Source organism: Streptomyces sp. NPDC006458 (assembly GCF_040612135.1).
Lineage (GTDB): Bacteria > Actinomycetota > Actinomycetes > Streptomycetales > Streptomycetaceae > Streptomyces.
The window spans coordinates 96,394-115,835 of sequence record NZ_JBEXPR010000008.1 but is presented as its reverse complement, the minus strand read 5'-3'; the positions used below and the strand labels follow the sequence as shown (position 1 = coordinate 115,835).

The window sequence follows — 19,442 nt, the reverse complement described above, 5'->3', positions numbered from 1 at the left end:
CGTAGAGCGAGGCACGGCGACCGGTCGCGCGAAATACGCGCACCTCACCGCGGGCGGGAGGCTCGCGGGGTCAGTACGGCGAGCGCGTGTTCAGGTAGCCGATCAGGACGATCACCCCGGCCACGACGCCGAGGACCACGACGGTGGAGACCCAGGAGGATCGGCGGGGGCGGGAGGGGCCCGGTTCGGGGCGGAAGGGGACCGGGCCGGGCGGGTTGTGCTTCCAGCGGGCCGCGAGCATCCGGGCGCGGGCCGAGGGCTCCTTGCGCTCGGCGGAGTCCGCCCAGCGCAGGTCGTACTCCCGGCCCCGGTCGTCGTCCTGCTCGTGCGTCGGCATGTACGGCCCCCCGTGTCGCCTCGGACGCGTTCGAAAACTCCTCCGTGCAAAACATACGCCCGTGCCCCGCCGTCGGTACAAACGGCGGGGCACGGGCGTATCACGCGGGGATCAGCGCCTGGTCGGCGCGTCGATCACACGTCGAAGTAGAGCTCGAACTCGTGCGGGTGCGGACGCAGCTGCAGCGGGGCGATCTCGTTGGTGCGCTTGAAGTCGATCCAGGTCTCGATCAGGTCGGACGTGAACACGTCGCCCTGGAGGAGGAACTCGTGGTCGGACTCCAGGGCGTCGAGGACGGCGCCGAGGGAGGTGGGGACCTGGGCGACGCCCGCGTGCTCCTCGGGAGCCAGCTCGTAGAGGTCCTTGTCGATCGGCTCGGCCGGCTCGATCTTGTTCTTGATGCCGTCCAGGCCCGCGAGCAGCAGGGCCGAGAAGGCCAGGTACGGGTTGCCGGAGGAGTCGGGCGCGCGGAACTCCACACGCTTGGCCTTCGGGTTGGAGCCCGTGATCGGGATACGCATGGCCGCGGAGCGGTTGCGCTGCGAGTACACCAGGTTGATCGGCGCCTCGAAGCCCGGCACCAGACGGTGGTAGGAGTTCACCGTCGGGTTGGTGAAGGCCAGCAGCGACGGGGCGTGCTTGAGGATGCCGCCGATGTAGTAGCGGGCCATGTCCGACAGGCCCGCGTAGCCGGCCTCGTCGTAGAACAGCGGGTCGCCGTTGGTCCACAGCGACTGGTGCACGTGCATGCCCGAGCCGTTGTCACCGAAGATCGGCTTCGGCATGAAGGTCGCGGTCTTGCCGTTGCGCCAGGCCACGTTCTTCACGATGTACTTGAAGAGCTGGAGGTCGTCGGCCGCGGCGAGCAGCGTGTTGAACTTGTAGTTGATCTCGGCCTGGCCGGCGGTGCCCACCTCGTGGTGCTGGCGCTCGACCTTCAGGCCCTGCTTGTCCAGCTCCAGGGAGATCTCGGCGCGCAGGTCGGCGAAGTGGTCGACCGGCGGGACCGGGAAGTAGCCGCCCTTGTAGCGGACCTTGTAACCACGGTTGTTCTCCAGGGCGCCGGTGTTCCAGGCACCCGCCTCGGAGTCGATGTGGTAGAAGGACTCGTTCGCGCCGGTAGCGAAGCGGACCGAGTCGAAGACGTAGAACTCGGCCTCGGGACCGAAGTACGCGGTGTCCGCGATACCGGTCGACGCCAGGTACGCCTCCGCCTTCTTCGCCACGTTGCGCGGGTCACGGGAGTACTGCTCGCCCGTGATCGGGTCGTGGATGAAGAAGTTGACGTTGAGCGTCTTGTCGCGGCGGAACGGGTCGACACGGGCCGTCGACAGGTCCGCACGCAGCGCCATGTCGGACTCGTGGATGGCCTGGAAGCCGCGGATCGACGAACCGTCGAAGGCGAGCTCCTCGTCCGGGTCGAACGCCTCGACGGGCACGGTGAAGTGCTGCATGACGCCCGGCAGGTCGCAGAAGCGGACGTCGACGAACTTGACGTCCTCGTCCGCGATGAACTTCTTGGCCTCGTCGGCGTTCTGGAACATCCAGCTCCTCCTACTCCCGACCGCCATGCCGGGGTGGTAGATCGTTGGTGCGGCCAGTGCGGTGGCACACGCTCGTCCCGACCCTAGGTACGGGTGATTTCTCAGGCGTGACCCATTTGTTTCGCAGAAGTTAACCGGCCCACTGTCCACAGTAGCTCCGACACACCCCGCCGTGCCTCGGTCGAAATAGGGCGCAGTACCGTGTACGGGTGGACAAGAGGCAAGCAATCGGATCATGGCTCTCCGGCCCCCGCGCGGCCATGGAGGAAGCGGGTGCCGACCTCGGACACCCCGGTGAGCAACTCGGTCTGCCGCGCCAGGGGCCCGGCTCGGTCGCCCGTCCCGGCAGGCGCCTCGGCGCCCTCGCCGTCGACTGGGCGGTGTGCCTGCTCATCGCATACGGCTTGATCACCGACGGCTACGGCCAGTCGACCGGCAACTGGGCCCTGCTGATCTTCTTCGTGCTGAGCGCCCTGACCGTCGGCACGATCGGCTCCACGCCCGGCAAGCGAGTCTTCGGCCTCCGGGTGATCACCGTCGACACCAAGACCGTCAGCCCGGTGCGGAGCCTGATCCGCACGGTGCTGCTGTGCCTGGCGATCCCCGCGCTCATCTGGGACCGCGACGGCCGCGGCCTGCACGACCGGCTGGCCCGCACGGTCGAGGTCCGCATCTGACCCGGAGCGCACGGCGCGCTGCGACACACGGCGAAGGGGCGCCCGGTGACGATCACCGGGCGCCCCTTCGCCATGTTCACGGGATGGTCAGCGGCCCTTCTGGCCGCCCTTCGGCAGCTTCATGCCCTTCGGCATCGGACCCTTCGGCAGCGGCATGTTGCTCATCAGGTCGCCGAGCGCGCGCAGCCGGTCGTTGGTCGCGGTGACCTGCGGGCCGGTCAGGACGCGCGGCAGCTTCAGCATGGTCGTGCGCAGCTTCTTCAGCTCCACCTGGCCCTCGCCCGCGCCCACCATGACGTCGGTCACCGGCACGTCCGCCACGATGCGGTTCATCTTCTTCTTCTCGGCGGCCAGCAGGGTCTTGACCCGGTTCGGGTTGCCCTCGGCGACCAGGACGATGCCGGCCTTGCCGACAGCCCGGTGCACCACGTCCTGGTTGCGGTTCATCGCCACCGCGGGGGTGGTCGTCCAGCCCCGGCCGATGTTGTCCAGCACGGCCGCGGCAGCGCCCGGCTGGCCCTCCATCTGACCGAAAGCGGCCCGCTCCGCCCGGCGCCCGAACACGATCGCCGTCGCGAGGAAGGCGAGCAGCACGCCCAGGATGCCGAGATAGATGGGGTGCCCGATCAAGAAGCCGATCGCGAGGAAGACACCGAAGGTGACGATTCCGACAGCCGCGAGTACAAGACCGATCTTCTTGTCGGCCCTGCGGGTCATCTTGTAGGTCAGAGCGATCTGCTTCAGTCGCCCGGGGTTGGCGGCCTCCGCCGCGTTTTCCTGCCTCGCCATGGCACGAAGTCTACGTGGCCCCGGGAGCGCGGACGACGCCCAGTGCCGTCGGGCGGACAGGGAGGGGGCAGCCGTGGGCCAGGACCGGTCAGGAACGGCCGGAGGCGGCCTGCTCCAGGAACCGCTGCGCCTCGACGCGGTCCTTGGCGCGGGCACGGTCCTCCAGGACGGAGGTCCAGGCGTTGCGGCGGGCCGTGCGCTGGCCACTGCTCATCAGCAGCGACTCGACGGTGCGCAGGGCGTCGGTGAAGGACGGGATGGCGGTGGCACGTACCGGTGCTGCCTGCATCGCGAAGGGCCCCCTCGGTCTGTCTACGTGGAGTGAGTCAAGCGTCACTGTTTGGTGTTACCAGGACGTGACCGAGGGGTCAAACAGCAATGAAACCTTTTCGCGGAGCCTGCCGGGTGCTCGCGAACACGAGCACGGCCCCCGCGCGCGCCCCCATCTGCGGGGACGGCCGGGGCCGTGCTCAACTCCCCTTTACCAGCGGGTAGTTGCTTGTGCCTGAATTCACACGGGCCTTGGCGCCCGGTGAGCGGCGCCGGGACTCACACCGCCTGGACGGCCTGGAAATCGCCGCGCTTCTCGACGGCCATCTGATACAACCGGCCGGCGCGGTAGGAGGAGCGGACCAGCGGGCCGGACATGACGCCGGAGAAGCCGATCTGCTCGGCCTCCTCCTTGAGCTCCACGAACTCGTGGGGCTTGACCCAGCGCTCGACGGGGTGGTGGCGCAGGGAGGGGCGCAGGTACTGGGTGATGGTGACGAGCTCGCAGCCGGCGTCGTGGAGCTGCTGGAGGGCCTCGCTGACCTCTTCGCGGGTCTCGCCCATGCCGAGGATCAGGTTCGACTTGGTGACCAGGCCGAAGTCGCGGGCCTCGGTGATGACCTTCAGGGAGCGCTCGTAGCGGAAGCCGGGGCGGATGCGCTTGAAGATCCTCGGGACGGTCTCGATGTTGTGGGCGAAGACCTCGGGGCGGGAGGCGAAGACCTCGGCCAGCAGCTCGGGGACCGCGTTGAAGTCGGGGGCGAGGAGCTCGACCTTGGTGCGGCCGGCCTCGCGGGAGGCGGTCTGCCCGTGGATCTGGCGGACGGTCTCGGCGTAGAGCCAGGCGCCGCCGTCCTCCAGGTCGTCACGGGCGACGCCGGTGATGGTGGCGTAGTTGAGGTCCATGGTGACCACGGACTCGCCGACGCGGCGGGGTTCGTCGCGGTCGAGGGCCTCGGGCTTGCCGGTGTCGATCTGGCAGAAGTCGCAGCGGCGGGTGCACTGGTCGCCGCCGATGAGGAAGGTGGCCTCGCGGTCCTCCCAGCATTCGTAGATGTTGGGGCAGCCGGCTTCCTGGCAGACCGTGTGCAGGCCCTCGCCCTTCACCAGGTTCTGCATCTTGGTGTACTCGGGACCCATTTTCGCCCGCGTCTTGATCCACTCGGGCTTGCGCTCGATGGGGGTCTGGCTGTTGCGGACCTCCAGGCGCAGCATCTTGCGTCCGTCGGGTGCGACTGCGGACACGACAGGCTCCCTGCTGACTACTGAGACCGTAGTCTTCGATTCTTCGGCGTACACCAGGGTACGCCCGTGCTCACCGGGCCCTTCCCGTGAGGCCAACCTCAGGGCTCGGGGGTCCATTCCCTCTAGGCGGCGGGTGTCTTCTCGATCACACGGGGCCTGAGGTCCGCGTTCTCCAGCACGTCCCGCAGATGCCGCTCCGCGACCGGCAGGATCTCGGCGATCGTGATGTCGCGGCCCAGTTCGTTGGCAAGGGAGGTGACCCCCGCGTCACGGATGCCGCAGGGGATGATCCGGTCGAACCAGACGTTGTCCGGGTTCACGTTCAGGGCGAAGCCGTGCATGGTCACGCCCTTGGCCACGCGGATGCCGATCGCGGCGATCTTACGGTCCTCGCGGCGCTGGCCGGCGTTGGACGGGGCGTACTCCGGGCCGTTCAGCCGCGGGTCGAACTCCTCGTCGTGCAGCCGGGGGTCGAAGTCCAGGGAGAGGCCGCCGAGCGACGGGCGCCGCTCCACCGGGTCGCCGAGCACCCACACCCCGCTGCGGCCCTCGACCCGGGTGGTCTCCAGCCCGAACTCCGCGCACACGCGGATCAGGGCCTCCTCCAGCCGCCGGACGTGCGCGACCACGTCCACCGGGCGGGGCAGCTTCTGGATCGGGTAGCCGACGAGCTGGCCCGGCCCGTGCCAGGTGATCTTGCCGCCGCGGTCCACGTCCACGACCGGCGTGCCGTCCAGCGGGCGCTCGTCGTCGGAGGTGCGCCGGCCGGCCGTGTAGACGGGCGGGTGCTCCAGGAGCAGCACGGTGTCCGGGACCTCGTCGGCGAACCGCGCCGCGTGCACCCGGCGCTGCTCGTCCCACGCCTGGTTGTACTCGACGGCCTCGGCACCGAACCCCATACGCACGAACCGCAGCTCACTCACGGCAAGCGCCTCCTAGAAGTCGTAAGGCACGAACCGCGCCCACGCCACTGTACGACTCCCCGTCGCACGTCAGCTCTGAGGCCAATCCTCACACGATCGGATGAATGGGTGCCGAAGTGTGCGACGGCCTGCTTACGCTCCGCTACATTCGCGCCGTTCATAAGGCCATAAGGGCTGCTCACAGGCAATTCCAGGCACTTCGGATGGCCCGGAAGGCAGGAGATCGCACCGCAAATGACGGAACGACCCGCGCAACGCACTCCCAACCGTCAGCTCGCCGCGCTCATCGCAGAAGCGGGGTTCTCCAACGCGGGTCTCGCCCGTCGAGTGGATCAGCTCGGTCTGGAGCACGGGCTCGATCTCAGATACGACAAGACATCGGTCACCCGCTGGCTGCGCGGCCAGCAGCCACGGGGCACCACTCCCGCGCTGATCGCCGAGGTCTTCACCCGGCGCCTCGGCCGCCGGCTCACCGCCCAGGACCTCGGCCTGGACGCCTGCGCCCCGGTCTACGCCGGGCTGGAGTTCGCGGGCGGCCCCGAGGAGGCCGTCGACATCGTCAGCGGCCTGTGGCGCAAGGACTCCGGCAGCCATGCCGAGCTGCGCAAGATCGCGTTCACCCCGGCCGGGCTCGTGGTGCCCAGCCGGGACTGGCTGATCGGCCGGGCCGACGAGAAGGTCGGCCGCGGCGACCAGCCGGCCCGGGTGCCCGCGCAGGGCCGTCCCGCCGTGCCCCGCCAGCGCGGCCAGGCCGAGCGCGGTCCCGGCCAGCGGGTCACCGGCGGCGACATCTCGGCGCTGCGCTCGGTGGGCGACCTGTTCCGCACCCTGGACGACATGTACGGCGGCGGCCACGCCCGCCAGGCCCTGGTGCGCTACCTGGAGCACGAGTGCGAGCCGATGCTGCGGGGCTCCTACGGCGAGCACACCGGGCGCCGGCTGTTCGCCGCGGCCGCTGATCTGACCCGGCTGGCCGGCTGGACCTCGTACGACATCGCCGCGCACGGGCTCGCCCAGCGGTACTTCGTGCAGGCGCTCCGGCTCGCCCAGGCCGCGGCGGACCGGTCCTACGGCTCCTATGTGCTGGTCACCATGAGCCGGCAGGCCGTCTACCTCGGCCACGGGCGGGAGGCCGTGCAGCTGGCCCGGGTCGCCCAGCAGGGCGTCGGGGGCTCTGCGCCGCCCGTCGTGCAGGCACTGCTGCACGCCGCCGAGGCGCGCGGGCACGGGGTGCTGGGGGAGGTGCGGGCCTGCACCGCGTCCCTCGTCCGGGCCGAGCGCGCGCTGGAGGCGGCCCGGCCCGGTGACGAGGTGCCGCACTGGGCCCGGTTCTACGACGAGGCGCAGCTCGCCGACGAACTCGGGCACTGCCATCGGGATCTCCAGCAGTTCCGCGCGGCCGCGCAGCACGCGGAGCGGTCCCTGCAACTGCGGGCACCGGGGTTCGCCCGCAGCAGGCTGTTCTGCCGCGTGGTGCTGGCCACCGCGCGGCTGGGGCTGGGCGAACTGGACCAGGCCTGTGCGCTGGGTGCCGAGGCGGCCGGACAGGCCGTGGAGATGCGGTCGGTGCGGGCGGTGGAGTACATCAGGGACTTCGAGCGGAGGCTGGAGCCGTACCGGGACGCGGCACCCGTGCGGGGATATCGCGACAAGGTCGCCGCGCTGGGGTAGCGGTCCGTCTCCCCGGTTCCGTCCGCCGGCGTGCACGCGTGGTGCCGCCGCGGGCCCGACCGGGCTCCGCGCGGTCGGCCCCGCAGACCGGTCGCGCACCCGGCGGGGCGGGGCCGCAAGCCGTTGCGGCCCAGCCCCGCCCGGGTGACGTCAGGCGGCCCGGGTCGAGGGCAGGGGCGCCGCGCCGCGCAGGTCGCCCGCCGCTCCCAGGTCGGTCAGGATCGCCGTGGAGGCGCGGTGGCCCGAGTGCAGTGCGCCCTGGACCGAGCTGGTGTCCCGGTGGTCGCCGCAGACGTACAGGCCCGCCAGCAGGCGTACCGGGCGCAGGAGGTCGTGGGGCGGGCGCATGGCGGGCACCGCCTCGGCGGTGTGGTGGACGGCGAGGGTCTCCCAGCGGGCGGTCGAGGTGCCGTACAGGCGCGCGAGGTGTGTGCGCACGGCCGTGTCGACATCCTCCGGCGGGGTGCCGAGGACCGTCGAGCTGATCAGCGCCCTGCCCGCGGGCGCCCTGGTCGGGTCCACCTCGCTGATCACCGCGGTGTGGGCGACCGGGCCGCCCCGGTCGGCGTCCAGCAGCAGTGAGGCGCCGGTCCGCGGCGGCATGTCGGTGGTGTGGTGCAGCACCGTCACCGGGTGGAAGTCCGGCACCCGCAGGCCGGGGAGCAGGTCGGCGGCGGTACGGGCGTCCGTGGCCAGCAGGACCGCCCGGCACCGGAACTCGCCGTGCTCGGCCGTCGTCACCGAGGTGGTGGACACCGAGGTGACGCGGACGCCGGTATGGACCGTGCCCGGCGGCAGGGTGCGGGCCAGGAGCTCCGGCAGCACCTCGGCGCCGCCCTCCGGCACGCACAGCCGTCCGGCCGCGAAGGCCCGCAGGGCGAGGTCGGCGCACCGGCTGGACGTGGTCAGCTCGGGGTCGCACAGCAGCGCGGCGAGGAGCGGACGCAGAAAGCCGTCGACCGTGCGGGCGGGCAGACCGCGGGCGGCGAGAGCCCGGCCCGCGGGCGCCTCCGGCCGGGCCAGCAGCCGCTCGACCGGTACGGCGGCGATGCGGGACAGCGCCGCACCCAGCCGGGCCTGGTCGACGGCGGTACCGACCGGGTTGCCGGGCTGCTGGGGACGGGGGGCGCTCGCGAAGGCGCGCACAGCATGCAGTGCGCCCCTCGCGCTTCCTCGCTGCACGGGGGCGCCGACGCGGTGCCGGCGTCCGTCACCGTGCAGCAGGACGCCCGGATCGAACCGGCGCAGGACGAGTGCGCCGAGGCCGGGTGTCAAGGCGAGCTCCGGATACGCCGTGGACAGCAGCTGCCCGATCCGGTCGAGCCGGAACCCGTCGACCTTCTCGGTCGACATGCGGCCGCCCGGGCAGGGGGCGGCTTCCAGAACGGCTGTACTGACCCCTGCGCTGGTCAGTCTCTGTGCTGCGGAGAGTCCGGCGACCCCGGCTCCCACCACGACGACGTCCGCCTGAAACGCGGGCTGTAGCACGTGCCCCTCCTCGAGGTTGCGCGGCCGGTGGAGACGTCATGCCCCCAATAGGCTCCGGGGATACCCGAGTCCGCGTCGAGGTTAGGACCGCGAGCGATCGGCGGCAGTCGCGCATGGGCAGGGCACGGTCGCACGGCGGTCGCACATGGTCGCCGACTCCCCTTTTCCGGAAGGTTCTTCCCGAGGGTTCCGCGGAGTCCTTTCCCGCCGGCACGCCGGACGTTCAGTCGAGCGCCGCGCGGACGGCCTCCTCGATCCCGGGCAGCGCGAACACGAACCCCGACTCCAACAGCCGTCTCGGCAGCACCCGTTGGCTGATCAGCACCTCGCCCGCCATGTCGCCCAGCGCCAGCTTCAGCACCGGCGCGGGTGCCGAGAGCACGGCGGGCCGGTTCAGCACCCGCCCCATCACCGCGGTGATCTCACGGTTCGTCAGCGGCTTCGGCGCGGTCACGTTGAACGGCCCCGACAGGTCGTCGCGGTCGATCAGATGCCGGATCGCGGCCACCTCGTCGCGCAGCGCGACATAGGACCAGTACTGCCGGCCGTCCCCGAAGCGCGTCCCCAACCCGGCCTTGAACAGCGGGAACAGCTTCCCCCACGCCCCGCCGCCGCGCGCCACCACAAGTCCCGTGCGGACGAACACCGTCCGCACCCCCGCCTCCTGCGCGGGCGCGGCCGCCGCCTCCCACTCCACGCACACCGAGGGCAGGAAGCCCTGCCCGGCGGGCGCGTCCTCGTCGACCGCGCGCTGCCCGGTGTCCCCGTACCAGCCGATCGCGCTGCCGCCCACGAAGACCCGCGGGCGTCTCTCCAGCGCGGCGACGGCCCGCGCCAGCGTGCGGGTGCCCAGCACCCGGCTGGCGCGGATCTCCTCCCTGTACCCCTTGGTCCAGGGCCGGTTGCCCACCCCGGCGCCCGCCAGGTTCACCACCGCGTCGCATCCGGACAGCGCGGATGCGTCCACGTGCCCGCCCCGCGGGTCCCATCGCGCCTCGTCCGCCGCACTCGGCTGCCGGCGCACCAGCCGCACCACCTCATGCCCGTCCGCCGTCAAGGACTCCACCAGTGCCCTGCCGATGAGCCCGGAAGCCCCGGCCACCACGATTCGCGCACGCTCCATGCCCCCTATCCTGCCGGGCGCGGGGGAAAATCCGGGGACCGACCCCGCCCAGGCCGCCGTACAGTGACCGCCATGCCGGATCCGCAGATACGCGTACGCCCCGCCTCCCCAGACGACGAGAGCGCTCTGAGCCGCCTCGACCATGTCACCTGGTCCTCGCTGCACGCGGTCACCCCGCGGCCGGGACCGCAGGAGCCGTTCTTCCGGGAGCACGCCGGACCGGGCGACCATCTCGTCGCCGAACTCGACGGACGGCTGGTGGGATACGTACGGCTCGGCTTCCCGACCCCGCTCGCGTCGAACGCGCACGTCCGCCAGATCCGCGGCCTCGCCGTGGACGGCGCCGCGCGCGGCAAGGGCGTCGGACGCGCGCTGGTGCGGGCGGCCGTCCTGGAGGCACGGGCACGTGGAGCGCGCCGGATCACCCTGCGCGTGCTCGGGTACAACACGACCGCGCGCTGGCTCTACGAGGCGGAGGGCTTCGTCGTGGAGGGCGTGCAGCCGGAGGAGTTCTTCCTGGACGGGCGGTACGTGGACGATGTGACCATGGGACAGCGGCTGATCTGACGCGACCCGAGGGCCCGGCGGCGCCCGGCCGTGTCCTACGACGTGACCAGCTCGCCCGTGTCCACCGGCGCGGTCGCGTCAGCCGCGCGTGCCGCCTCGGGGGCGACCTCGGCCGCCGTCAGGACGTACCCCGTCTCGGCGTCCGAGGTGGAGCGGGCGAAGACCACGCCGTACACCCGGCCGTCGGTGGTCAGCAGCGGGCCGCCGGAGTTGCCGGGCCGGACCGTGGAGCGGATCGAGTAGATCTCGCGGGTGACCGCCTCGTCGCTGTAGATGTTCTGCCCGCGCGCCTGGAGCCGGCTCGCGACGGTGGCCGCCCGGAGGTCGAGGCCGCCGTCCTCCGGGTAGCCGGCGACCACGGCCGCGTCCCCGCGCCCGGCCGTGGCGTCGAAGGGCAGGACGGGCGCCCGCAGCCCCGGCACGTACAGCACGGCCACGTCCTTGTCCGGGTCGAAGAGCACCACCCGGGCCTCGTACGAGCGCCCGGCCCCGCCGGTCCGCACGCCCGGCTCGTCGATGCCGGCCACCACATGGGCGTTGGTCATCACATGCTCCGGCGCGTACACGAACCCGCTGCCCTCGCGGCCCTGGGTGCCGGAGGAGCCCTCGATCTTGACCGTGCCGCGCTGGGCGGCCCGGGTCGCGGCGGGCGTGACGTTGTCCCCGGAGGGCCGGGCCACCTCGGCGGTCGACTCGCTCTCGAACGGGTTGAACACCTGCGGGAAGCCCGCCTCCGTCAGCGCGGACGTGGCCCGGGAGAACCATGCCGGGGTGGTGTCCGGCATGACCTGCTGAACCGTCCCCAGCAGCCGGGAGTCGCGGATCGCCGTCGTCAGCAGCGGCGAGGAGGACGCGGCCAGCACACTCGCCGCCACCCAGGCCACGATGAGCACGGCCACCGAGTTCGCCACCGCCCCGCCGACGCCGTCCGCCACTCTCAGCGGCCCCCGGTCCAGCTCCCGCCGCACCCGCAGCGCGAGGCGGCCGGCCAGCTCATGGCCCAGCACCGCCGGGAGCAGCACCACGCACAGCGCGGTCGCCGTGGTCGCCGTGGTGCCCGCGGAGACCGGCTCCATCACCCACGGCAGCACCCACACCCCGACCACCGCACCGCCCACGAACCCGGCGAGCGAGACACAGCCGGCCACCAGGCCGCGCCGGTATCCGGAAGCGGCGTAGACCAGGATCACCAGCAGCAGAAGGATGTCGACCAGGTCCACGGAGCCGCCTCTCTTCTCTGACCCCATTGGTACGTGGGGGACGGGCCCGGTGATCAGCCACGTTTGCCTGCACTGAGGAAAACGTCGCAGACCGGGACGATGGTTCCACCGGGTGGCAGAGCACACATCGCGGGCGTAACGGAACCGTCGGACAGTGGGTCCATGCGTGCCTTTCGAGCGGCGTTCCGAAGAACCACGGTGGCGCGTCGCCGTCGTCGCGTACGGATACCGGGCTGGGCGCCGGTCGTGCTGGGCCCTCTGCCCGGTGTGGCCGCGGTGGTCGTGCTGGCGCTGTGCGCGAGCGGCGTCGAGCGGGCACCCACGGACCGGCCGTCCGAGGCCCGGCCCACCACGGTCGCGCACACCGCGCCCCGGCCGGTGATCGTGCCCCGCTCGGCCTGGCTCACCGAGGAGGCCACTCCCGGCCGTCCGCCGCCGCCGCGCTACGACGACCGGGTCATGGCCGTCTTCGTGCACCACACCGACTCGCCCAACGCCTACGACTGCGCCGAGACGCCCCGCATCATCCGCTACCTGTACGCCGGCCAGACCGGCGCCCGCGACTGGGACGACATCGGCTACAACTTCCTCGTCGACCGTTGCGGGATCATCTACGAGGGCCGCGCGGGCGGCATCACCCGGGCCGTCACCGGCGCCCACACGCAGGGCTTCAACCACCGCACCGCCGGGATCGCCGCGATCGGCACCTTCACCGCGGGTGTACGGGTGCCGCGGGTGATGACCGACGCCATCGCCGCGCTCGCCGCGTGGAAGCTGGGCCTGTCGGACACCGACCCGCGCGCCACCGTGCGGCTCGTCTCCAGCAACAGCCGCAGCCGGTTCAGCGCGGGCACCTCCGCCGTGCTGCCCGCCCTCGCCGGGCACACCGACGCGTTCATGACCAGCTGCCCCGGAGCCTCCCTGGCGGCCCTGCTGCCGGAGATCAGACAGCTCGCGGCCCGCCTCCAGGGGCGGGCCTGAGACCGGGCGGACGCCAGGGCCCGTCCGGCGCGATCCCGCCGTTCGCCCGCGGGGCGGGCCGCGCGGCGGCGTCGCGTACGGCCGCCTCTAGTCCCTGAACCGCTCCCACAGCCGGGGATGGCGCGCGGCCAGTTCCTGGTCGTTCTCGAAGTCCAGCGGCGTGCCCTCCGGCTCCGAGGGCGCGGGCGGGATGCCGAGATCGGGGGCGACGGTGCCGGTGAGCTGCTCGTAGGCCTCGTCGGCGGCGTAGCCCAGCTCCTCGCCGTCGCCGTCGATCTCCTCGTCGAAGTCCCCCAGCAGCTCGGCCAGCGCGTCCGGATCGTGCAGCGCGCCCTCGAACACGTCCCGGCCCTGGCCGATCAGCCAGCACCGGAAGAAGTCGAAGGCGTCGTCGCTGGCCCCGTCGAGCAGCACCCAGGCGGCACCCCACAGGTCCCAGCTGTAGGCACGGTTGTAGCGGGACTCGAAGTGCCGGGCGAAATCGAGCACGGACTCCGGGTCCAGCCCGGTGAGCCGCTCCACCAGCAGGTCGGCCTGGTCCTCGGGATCACCCTCGGCGGCCTCGCGGGCGGTGTCGATCAGCGCCCAGAACTCCGTCTCGTCCATCACTGGTCCAGCATCGGGCCTACGCTCCGGCGACGCACGTGGAAAGGCGCCGCTTTCCCGCCCGGCTGACACGGCTTCACCGCACCGCCCTCCCGCGCGTCGACACGGCCCGCGCCGCACCGCCCTCCCGCCCGGCCGACACGGCTTCACCGCACGAGTTTCCCCCGCGCCCGCCCGGCCCCGCCTCAGCCCCTTCCGCCCGGCTGACACGGCTTCGCGCCGCACGGGTTTCCCCCGCGCCCGCCTCACGCTCCCGCCCGGCTGACACGGCTTCGCCGCGCGGATTCCCCGCGCGCCCGCCGGACCCCGCCTCAGCCGTGCTGGGCTCTTTCCGCTCGGCTGACACGGCTTCGCGCCGCACGGATTCCCCCCGCGCCCGCCTCACCCGCTCCCGCGCGGCTGACGCGGCTTCGCCGCACGGGTTTCCCCCGCGCCCGCCCGGCCCCGCCTCAGCCGTGCTGGGCCCTTTCCGCGCGCTTTGCCGCACGGGTTTCCCCCGCGCCCGCCTCACCCGCTCCCGCGCGGCTGACGCGGCTTCGCGCCGCACGGGTTTCCCCCGCGCCCGCCGGGCCCCGCCTCAGCCGTGCTGGGCCCCTTCCGCCCGGCTGACACGGCTTCGCGCCGCACGGATTCCCCCCGCGCCCGCCTCACCCGCTCCCGCGCGGCTGACGCGGCTTCGCGCCGCACGGGTTTCCCCCGTGCCCGCCGGGCCCCGCCTCAGCCGTGCTGGGCCCCTTCCGCCCGGCTGACACGGCTTCACCGCACGGATTCCCCCCGCGCCCGCCCGGCCCCGCCTCACCCCCGCCCGTACAGCTCCGCCAGCCGCCGCGCGTCCTGGGCGAAGCGGGCGCGCAGCGAGGCCGGTGCCCGTACCTCCGCCTCCGGGCCGAGGGCGGTGAGCTGGGTGTGGGCGACCTCCTCCGACTCCACCCGCAGCGTCAGCTCGACGCGGCCGTCCGGGCCGGGCGCGCCCGCCGCGGCGAGGGCCTCCCGCGCGGCCGGCGGGTCGACGACGTGCGGCAGCATGCGCAGGCCCCGCGCGGTCAGCCGGACGACCACCTCGGCCCGCAGCAGCGATCGCGCGAACCGCTCGGCCTGCTGCGCCCAGAACCCGGGCAGATCGAAGTCCGCATCCCTGAGGAATCGTTCCTCCTCGGGCTCCACGCCGACGAACCGGTCGATCCGGTACGTCCGGAACACCCCGTCCCCGGACACCCGGGCACACAGGTACCAGCGCCCCGCCTTCAGCACGAGCCCGTAGGGCTCCAGGACGCGTACGACCTCGCCGTCCCCGCGCCGGTACCGCGCGGCGACCCGGCGGTCGTCCCACACCGCCTCGGCCACGGCGGGCAGCAGCTCGGGCGTCTCCGGCTCGCTGAACCACCCCGGGGCGTCCAGATGGAAGCGCTGTGCCGCCGTGCGCGAGGCGTCCCGCAGGGAGGGCAGCAAGGCCGCCGACACCTTCAGCCGGGCCGCCGAGGCCGTGTCCTCCAGCCCCATCTCCCGCAGCGCCCCCGGCACCCCGGACAGGAAGAGGGCCTCGGCCTCGTTGCGGGCCAGCCCGGTCAGCCGGGTCCGGTAGCCCCCGATCAGCCGGTACCCGCCGGTCCGCCCCCGGTCGGCGTACACGGGCACCCCCGCCTCCGACAGGGCCTGGGCGTCCCGGGCCACGGTCCGCTCCGACACCTCCAGCTCCCGCGCCAGCTCGGCGGCCGTCATGGAGGGCCGGCCCTGCAGCAGAAGCACCATCTTGATCAGCCTGGCCGCGCGCATGCGCCCATCATGCAGGAGGCCCCCCACATCATGTGGGGGGCCTCCGCGACAGCCGGATCCTTACAGGCCGTACCTCTCCCGGGCCTCCTTGACCGCGGTCGCCTTCACCTCGCCGCGCTTGACGAGCTGGGCGAGCGCCGCGACCACGATCGACTCGGCGTCGACGCCGAAGTGACGGCGGGCGGCCTCACGGGTGTCGGACAGGCCGAAGCCGTCGGCACCGAGGGAGGACCAGTCCTGCTCGACCCACTGCGCGATCTGGTCCGGGACCTGGCGCATGTAGTCCGACACGGCCAGCACCGGGCCCTCCGCGCCCTGGAGCGCCTGGCGGACGAACGGGACCCGCTCCTCGCCGCGCAGCAGGGCCGCGTCGGCCTCCAGCGCGTCGCGGCGCAGCTCCGTCCAGGACGTCGCGGACCACACGTCGGCGGCCACGCCCCACTCCTCCGCCAGCAGCCGCTGCGCCTTGAGCGCCCAGTGGATCGCCGTGCCCGAGCCCAGCAGCTGGATGCGCGGCGCGTTCGCCGCGGCCACGTTCAGGCCGGCCGACTCCACCGTGTTGAAGCGGTACAGACCCTTGACGATGCCCTCGTCGATACCGGCCGCGGACGGCTTGGCCGGCTGCGGCATCGGCTCGTTGTAGACGGTCAGGTAGTAGAAGACGTCCTGGTCCTCGCCCGGCGCGGCCTCGCCGTACATCCGGCGCAGACCCTCCTTGACGATCGCCGCGACCTCGTAGGCGAACGCCGGGTCGTACGTCAGCGCCGCCGGGTTCGTCGCCGCGATCACCGGCGAGTGGCCGTCGGCGTGCTGGAGGCCCTCACCGGTCAGTGTGGTGCGGCCGGCCGTGGCGCCGACGAGGAAGCCGCGGCCGAGCTGGTCGCCGAGCTGCCACATCTGGTCGGCCGTGCGCTGCCAGCCGAACATCGAGTAGAAGATGTAGAACGGGATCATCGCCTCGCCGTGCGTGGAGTACGCGGTGGAAGCGGCGATGAAGTCGGCCATCGAACCGGCCTCGGTGATCCCCTCGTTGAGGATCTGGCCGTTCTTGGCCTCCTTGTAGTACATCAGCTGGTCGCGGTCGACCGGCTCGTACGTCTGGCCCTTGGGGGAGTAGATCCCGAGCGACGGGAACAGCGACTCCATGCCGAAGGTGCGCGCCTCGTCGGGGACGATCGGCACCCAGCGCTTACCGGTCTCCTTGTCGCGGACCAGGTCCTTGATCAGACGGACGAAGGCCATCGTCGTGGCGACGTTCTGCGAGCCGGAGCCCTTGTCGAAGGAGGCGAAGGTCTTCTCGGCCGGGGCCGGCAGCGGGGCGAGGGCGTGCACCCGGCGCGCGGGGGCCGGGCCGCCGAGGGCCGCGCGGGTCTCCTGGAGGTAGCGGACCTCGGGGGAGTCGGCGCCGGGGTGGGCGTAGGGGACCTGGCCGTCGGCGAAGGCGCTGTCGGAGATCGGCAGCTCCAGCAGGTCGCGCATGGTCTTGAACTCGTCCACCGTCAGCTTCTTCATCTGGTGGTTGGCGTTCTTCGACGCGAAGCCCTCGCCGAGGGTGTGGCCCTTGACCGTCTGGGCCAGGATCACGGTCGGCGCGCCCTTGAACTCCAGGGCCGCCTTGTACGCGGCGAAGACCTTGCGGGCCTCGTGACCACCGCGCGAGAGGTGGAAACACTCAAGGATCTTGTCGTCGCTCAGCAGCTTCGCCATCTCCACGAGCGCGGGGTCGGCCCCGAAGAAGTTCTCGCGGATGTAGGCGGCGTCACGGGTCTGGTACGTCTGGATCTGCGCGTCCGGTACCTCGCGCAGCCGGCGTACCAGGGCGCCGGTGGTGTCGAGCGCGAACAGCTCGTCCCAGGCGGTGCCCCACATCGTCTTGACGACGTTCCAGCCGGCGCCGCGGAACTGGGCCTCCAGCTCCTGCACGATCTTGAAGTTGGCGCGGACCGGGCCGTCCAGGCGCTGGAGGTTGCAGTTGATGACGAAGGTGAGGTTGTCCAGTTCCTCACGCGCGGCGAGCGCCAGGGCCGCCGTCGACTCCGGCTCGTCCATCTCGCCGTCGCCGAGGAACGCCCACACGTGCGAGGACGAGACGTCCTTGATACCGCGGTTGGTGAGGTAGCGGTTGAAGCGGGCCTGGTAGATGGCCGACAGCGGGCCGAGGCCCATGGACACCGTAGGGAACTCCCACAGCCACGGCAGACGGCGCGGGTGCGGGTAGGAGGGCAGGCCGTCGCCGCCGGACTCCTGGCGGAAGTTGTCCAGGTGCGCCTCGGTCAGCCGTCCGTCGAGGAAGGCGCGGGCGTAGATGCCGGGGGAGGCGTGGCCCTGGATGTAGAGCTGGTCGCCGGAGCCGGCCGCCGCGCCGGACTCCTTGCCCTGGAAGAAGTGGTTGAAGCCGGTCTCGTAGAGCCAGGCCGCGGAGGCGAAGGTGGCGATGTGGCCGCCGACGCCGTATTTCGAGCCGCGGGTCACCATCGCCGCCGCGTTCCAGCGGTTCCACGCGGTGATACGGGCCTCCAGCGCCGGGTCACCGGGCATATCCGGCTCGGCGGCGGTGGGGATGGTGTTGACGTAGTCCGTCTCGAGGAGCTTCGGCAGCGCGATGCCGCCCGCCTCGGCGCGCTCCAGGGTGCGGCGCATCAGGTACGCGGCACGGTGCGGGCCGGCAGCGTGGGCGACGGCGTCCAGGGAGGCCTGCCATTCGGCGGTCTCCTCCGGGTCGCGGTCGTGGAGCTGGTCCAGCTCGCTGGTCTGGATGGCGTTGGGGTCGGTCATGTCGCCGCCTTCCTCAGTCGAAGGGGGTTCCCTCATCGGTTAAGGGTCGGGGGGTGCCCTTGGTCTTTGGCAGGACAGGGCTGGAGCCTCGGTAGCGGTGCCGTTATGCGGCTCCGCGCGCGGCCCGTCGGCGACTGTAACTCCCTGATCGATGATCGATCAAAGGGTTGAGGGCGAAAACCTCTTGATCACGAGAAAGTAGGCACGGGGTGCCTCCGTCGGTGGCACCGGGTGACGCTCACACCAGAGGTTTTCGCAGGTGAGGCGGCGTATGAGCGCGAGGCCGCTCGGGTGTCGGTCCGCGCCCGTGTCAGCTTCTGTCAGCGCTCGCCCTCATGACGGGGCGCGCAGCCCAGCACATGGGCCTTCACAAGCTCCGCGATCCGCGGGTCCCGGCGGCGGAACGCCTCGACCAGTTCCTGGTGCTCCTCGGCGTACGACTGCTGCACCGTGCCCAGCCAGCGGATGGACAGGGCGGTGAACACCTCGATCCCGAGGCCCTCCCAGGTGTGCAGCAGCACGGAGTTTCCGGCCGCGCGGACCATCTCGCGATGGAAGCCGACCGTGTGCCGCACCTGCGCCGTGCCGTCCGCCTTGGCATCGGCCTCGTACAGCGCGGCGACGTGCGGCTCCAGCGCCGAGCAGTCCACGGCCAGGCGCTCGGCCGCCAGCTCGGCCGCGATGGCCTCGAGACCGGCCCGGACGGGGTAGCTCTCCTCCAGGTCGGCCGCGGTCAGGTTGCGCACCCGGACGCCCTTGTTGGGGGCCGACTCGATCAGGCGGAGGGACTCCAGCTCGCGCAGCGCCTCGCGGACGGGCGTCTGGCTGACCTCCAGCTCCGTGGCGATGCGGCGCTCCACGATCCGCTCGCCCGGCTGCCAGCGACCGCTGATGATCCCCTCCAGGATGTGCTCGCGGATCTGTTCGCGCAGCGAGTGGATGACGGGGGCGGTCATGAGAGCTCCTTAGGGCGCGGCTGACGTTTAGACAATAAGGCCGGGGCGCTCCGCGGGTGAGGCTCACGAGGGGGCTTTGGTGCAGGTGAGACGAGACTTACACGCGTGTCGGTCTCGCTGGGCGCCTACGGCGTGGGTTCTGGCTCTGATCGTGCGGCTGCGGGTGCTCCATGGCTTGTCGCGCAGTTCCCCGCGCCCCTTGGGCGGGTCGGTGGTGTTGTCTGCTGGGTGGGGCTGGTCGCGTTCGCGTGGCGGAGCCGCGTGTTGATACGGCCCCGCGCCCCTTGGGCGGGCCGGCGGTGCTGTCTGCTGGGTAGGGCTGGTCGCGTTCGCGTGGCGGAGCCGCGTGTTGATACGGCCTCGCGCCTCTTGGGCGGGTCGGTGGTGTTGTCTGCTGGGTGGGGCTGGTCGCGTTCGCGTGGCGGAGCCGCGTGTTGATACGGCCTCGCGCCCCTTGGGCGGGTCGGTGGTGCTGTCTGCTGGGTGGGGCTGGTCGC

At 72.1% G+C, this 19,442-nt stretch carries 17 protein-coding genes; 4 read left to right on the top strand and 13 right to left on the bottom strand.

The window, feature by feature from the left end:
* Positions 1–70: 70 nt before the first annotated feature.
* Together ABZZ79_RS13225 and glnA are read right to left on the bottom strand one after the other, a co-directional pair.
* Positions 71–337: a hypothetical protein gene (locus tag ABZZ79_RS13225; protein ID WP_356689026.1), complete on the bottom strand. Its 267-nt coding sequence runs from the start codon at positions 335–337 to the stop codon at positions 71–73.
* Positions 338–471: 134 nt separating this feature from the next.
* Positions 472–1,881, bottom strand: coding sequence for a type I glutamate--ammonia ligase (gene glnA, locus ABZZ79_RS13220; protein WP_356689025.1), 1,410 nt, complete (start codon positions 1,879–1,881; stop codon positions 472–474).
* A gap of 209 nt (positions 1,882–2,090) precedes the next feature.
* Between glnA and ABZZ79_RS13215 the strand changes: the two genes are divergently transcribed.
* Positions 2,091–2,558 (top strand): RDD family protein, encoded by a 468-nt coding sequence (locus ABZZ79_RS13215; protein WP_356689024.1) that lies wholly within the window; start codon positions 2,091–2,093, stop codon positions 2,556–2,558.
* Between the two features lie 87 nt (positions 2,559–2,645).
* On the opposite strand, the gene ABZZ79_RS13210 is transcribed toward ABZZ79_RS13215, so the two are convergent.
* The 4 genes from ABZZ79_RS13210 to lipB form a co-directional block, all read right to left on the bottom strand.
* Positions 2,646–3,347 carry a DUF4191 domain-containing protein gene (locus tag ABZZ79_RS13210; protein ID WP_356689023.1) on the bottom strand — a complete coding sequence of 234 codons (702 nt, stop codon included), beginning with the start codon at positions 3,345–3,347 and terminating at the stop codon, positions 2,646–2,648.
* Positions 3,348–3,435: 88 nt separating this feature from the next.
* Complete coding sequence (locus tag ABZZ79_RS13205) at positions 3,436–3,636, bottom strand: hypothetical protein (RefSeq protein WP_356689022.1); 201 nt, start codon at positions 3,634–3,636, stop codon at positions 3,436–3,438.
* 260 nt (positions 3,637–3,896) lie between these two features.
* A complete protein-coding gene (gene lipA, locus ABZZ79_RS13200; RefSeq protein ID WP_356689021.1) occupies positions 3,897–4,862 on the bottom strand; it encodes a lipoyl synthase in 966 nt (321 codons plus the stop codon).
* A 122-nt stretch (positions 4,863–4,984) separates the two neighbouring features.
* A complete protein-coding gene (lipB, locus tag ABZZ79_RS13195) occupies positions 4,985–5,785 on the bottom strand; it encodes a lipoyl(octanoyl) transferase LipB (protein ID WP_356689020.1) in 801 nt (266 codons plus the stop codon).
* A 234-nt stretch (positions 5,786–6,019) separates the two neighbouring features.
* Between lipB and ABZZ79_RS13190 the strand changes: the two genes are divergently transcribed.
* Entirely contained in the window at positions 6,020–7,456 is a 1,437-nt protein-coding gene (locus tag ABZZ79_RS13190; RefSeq protein ID WP_356689019.1) for a regulator, read from the top strand.
* A gap of 150 nt (positions 7,457–7,606) precedes the next feature.
* Here the strand turns inward: ABZZ79_RS13190 and ABZZ79_RS13185 are convergent, their stop codons facing one another.
* Complete coding sequence (locus tag ABZZ79_RS13185; RefSeq protein ID WP_356689018.1) at positions 7,607–8,944, bottom strand: NAD(P)/FAD-dependent oxidoreductase; 1,338 nt, start codon at positions 8,942–8,944, stop codon at positions 7,607–7,609.
* A 223-nt stretch (positions 8,945–9,167) separates the two neighbouring features.
* The gene (locus ABZZ79_RS13180) at positions 9,168–10,067 is read right to left on the bottom strand and encodes a TIGR01777 family oxidoreductase (protein WP_356689017.1); all 900 of its coding nucleotides are present in this window, start codon (positions 10,065–10,067) and stop codon (positions 9,168–9,170) included.
* Positions 10,068–10,139: 72 nt separating this feature from the next.
* Between ABZZ79_RS13180 and ABZZ79_RS13175 the strand changes: the two genes are divergently transcribed.
* On the top strand, positions 10,140–10,634 hold the full coding sequence (locus ABZZ79_RS13175) for a GNAT family N-acetyltransferase (RefSeq protein ID WP_356689016.1): 495 nt from the start codon (positions 10,140–10,142) through the stop codon (positions 10,632–10,634).
* Between the two features lie 35 nt (positions 10,635–10,669).
* Here ABZZ79_RS13175 and ABZZ79_RS13170 read toward each other — a convergent pair whose 3' ends face one another.
* Entirely contained in the window at positions 10,670–11,854 is a 1,185-nt protein-coding gene (locus tag ABZZ79_RS13170; protein ID WP_356689015.1) for a MarP family serine protease, read from the bottom strand.
* A 162-nt stretch (positions 11,855–12,016) separates the two neighbouring features.
* Here ABZZ79_RS13170 and ABZZ79_RS13165 point away from each other — a divergent pair, with 162 nt between their 5' ends.
* Positions 12,017–12,835 (top strand): peptidoglycan recognition protein, encoded by an 819-nt coding sequence (locus ABZZ79_RS13165; protein ID WP_356689014.1) that lies wholly within the window; start codon positions 12,017–12,019, stop codon positions 12,833–12,835.
* Between the two features lie 87 nt (positions 12,836–12,922).
* Here the strand turns inward: ABZZ79_RS13165 and ABZZ79_RS13160 are convergent, their stop codons facing one another.
* From ABZZ79_RS13160 to ABZZ79_RS13145, 4 genes are all read right to left on the bottom strand, one after another.
* Positions 12,923–13,441 carry a DUF4240 domain-containing protein gene (locus ABZZ79_RS13160; RefSeq protein WP_356689162.1) on the bottom strand — a complete coding sequence of 173 codons (519 nt, stop codon included), beginning with the start codon at positions 13,439–13,441 and terminating at the stop codon, positions 12,923–12,925.
* A gap of 795 nt (positions 13,442–14,236) precedes the next feature.
* Positions 14,237–15,214 (bottom strand): WYL domain-containing protein, encoded by a 978-nt coding sequence (locus tag ABZZ79_RS13155; protein ID WP_356689013.1) that lies wholly within the window; start codon positions 15,212–15,214, stop codon positions 14,237–14,239.
* A 60-nt stretch (positions 15,215–15,274) separates the two neighbouring features.
* Positions 15,275–17,989: a pyruvate dehydrogenase (acetyl-transferring), homodimeric type gene (aceE, locus tag ABZZ79_RS13150; protein ID WP_356689012.1), complete on the bottom strand. Its 2,715-nt coding sequence runs from the start codon at positions 17,987–17,989 to the stop codon at positions 15,275–15,277.
* A 320-nt stretch (positions 17,990–18,309) separates the two neighbouring features.
* Positions 18,310–18,945 (bottom strand): GntR family transcriptional regulator, encoded by a 636-nt coding sequence (locus tag ABZZ79_RS13145; RefSeq protein ID WP_356689011.1) that lies wholly within the window; start codon positions 18,943–18,945, stop codon positions 18,310–18,312.
* Positions 18,946–19,442: the final 497 nt, after the last annotated feature.

Bases quoted from the DNA above. Each gene is read 5' to 3' on its own strand.
- ABZZ79_RS13165 (WP_356689014.1), top strand. From the start codon at position 12,017: ATGCGTGCCTTTCGAGCGGCGTTCCGAAGAACCACGGTGGCGCGTCGC.
- glnA (WP_356689025.1), bottom strand. From the start codon at position 1,881: ATGTTCCAGAACGCCGACGAGGCCAAGAAGTTCATCGCGGACGAGGAC.
- ABZZ79_RS13160 (WP_356689162.1), bottom strand. From the start codon at position 13,441: ATGGACGAGACGGAGTTCTGGGCGCTGATCGACACCGCCCGCGAGGCC.
- ABZZ79_RS13225 (WP_356689026.1), bottom strand. From the start codon at position 337: ATGCCGACGCACGAGCAGGACGACGACCGGGGCCGGGAGTACGACCTG.
- ABZZ79_RS13190 (WP_356689019.1), top strand. From the start codon at position 6,020: ATGACGGAACGACCCGCGCAACGCACTCCCAACCGTCAGCTCGCCGCG.
- ABZZ79_RS13145 (WP_356689011.1), bottom strand. From the start codon at position 18,945: ATGACCGCCCCCGTCATCCACTCGCTGCGCGAACAGATCCGCGAGCAC.
- aceE (WP_356689012.1), bottom strand. From the start codon at position 17,989: ATGACCGACCCCAACGCCATCCAGACCAGCGAGCTGGACCAGCTCCAC.
- ABZZ79_RS13180 (WP_356689017.1), bottom strand. From the start codon at position 10,067: ATGGAGCGTGCGCGAATCGTGGTGGCCGGGGCTTCCGGGCTCATCGGC.
- ABZZ79_RS13175 (WP_356689016.1), top strand. From the start codon at position 10,140: ATGCCGGATCCGCAGATACGCGTACGCCCCGCCTCCCCAGACGACGAG.
- ABZZ79_RS13155 (WP_356689013.1), bottom strand. From the start codon at position 15,214: ATGCGCGCGGCCAGGCTGATCAAGATGGTGCTTCTGCTGCAGGGCCGG.
- ABZZ79_RS13210 (WP_356689023.1), bottom strand. From the start codon at position 3,347: ATGGCGAGGCAGGAAAACGCGGCGGAGGCCGCCAACCCCGGGCGACTG.
- ABZZ79_RS13205 (WP_356689022.1), bottom strand. From the start codon at position 3,636: ATGCAGGCAGCACCGGTACGTGCCACCGCCATCCCGTCCTTCACCGAC.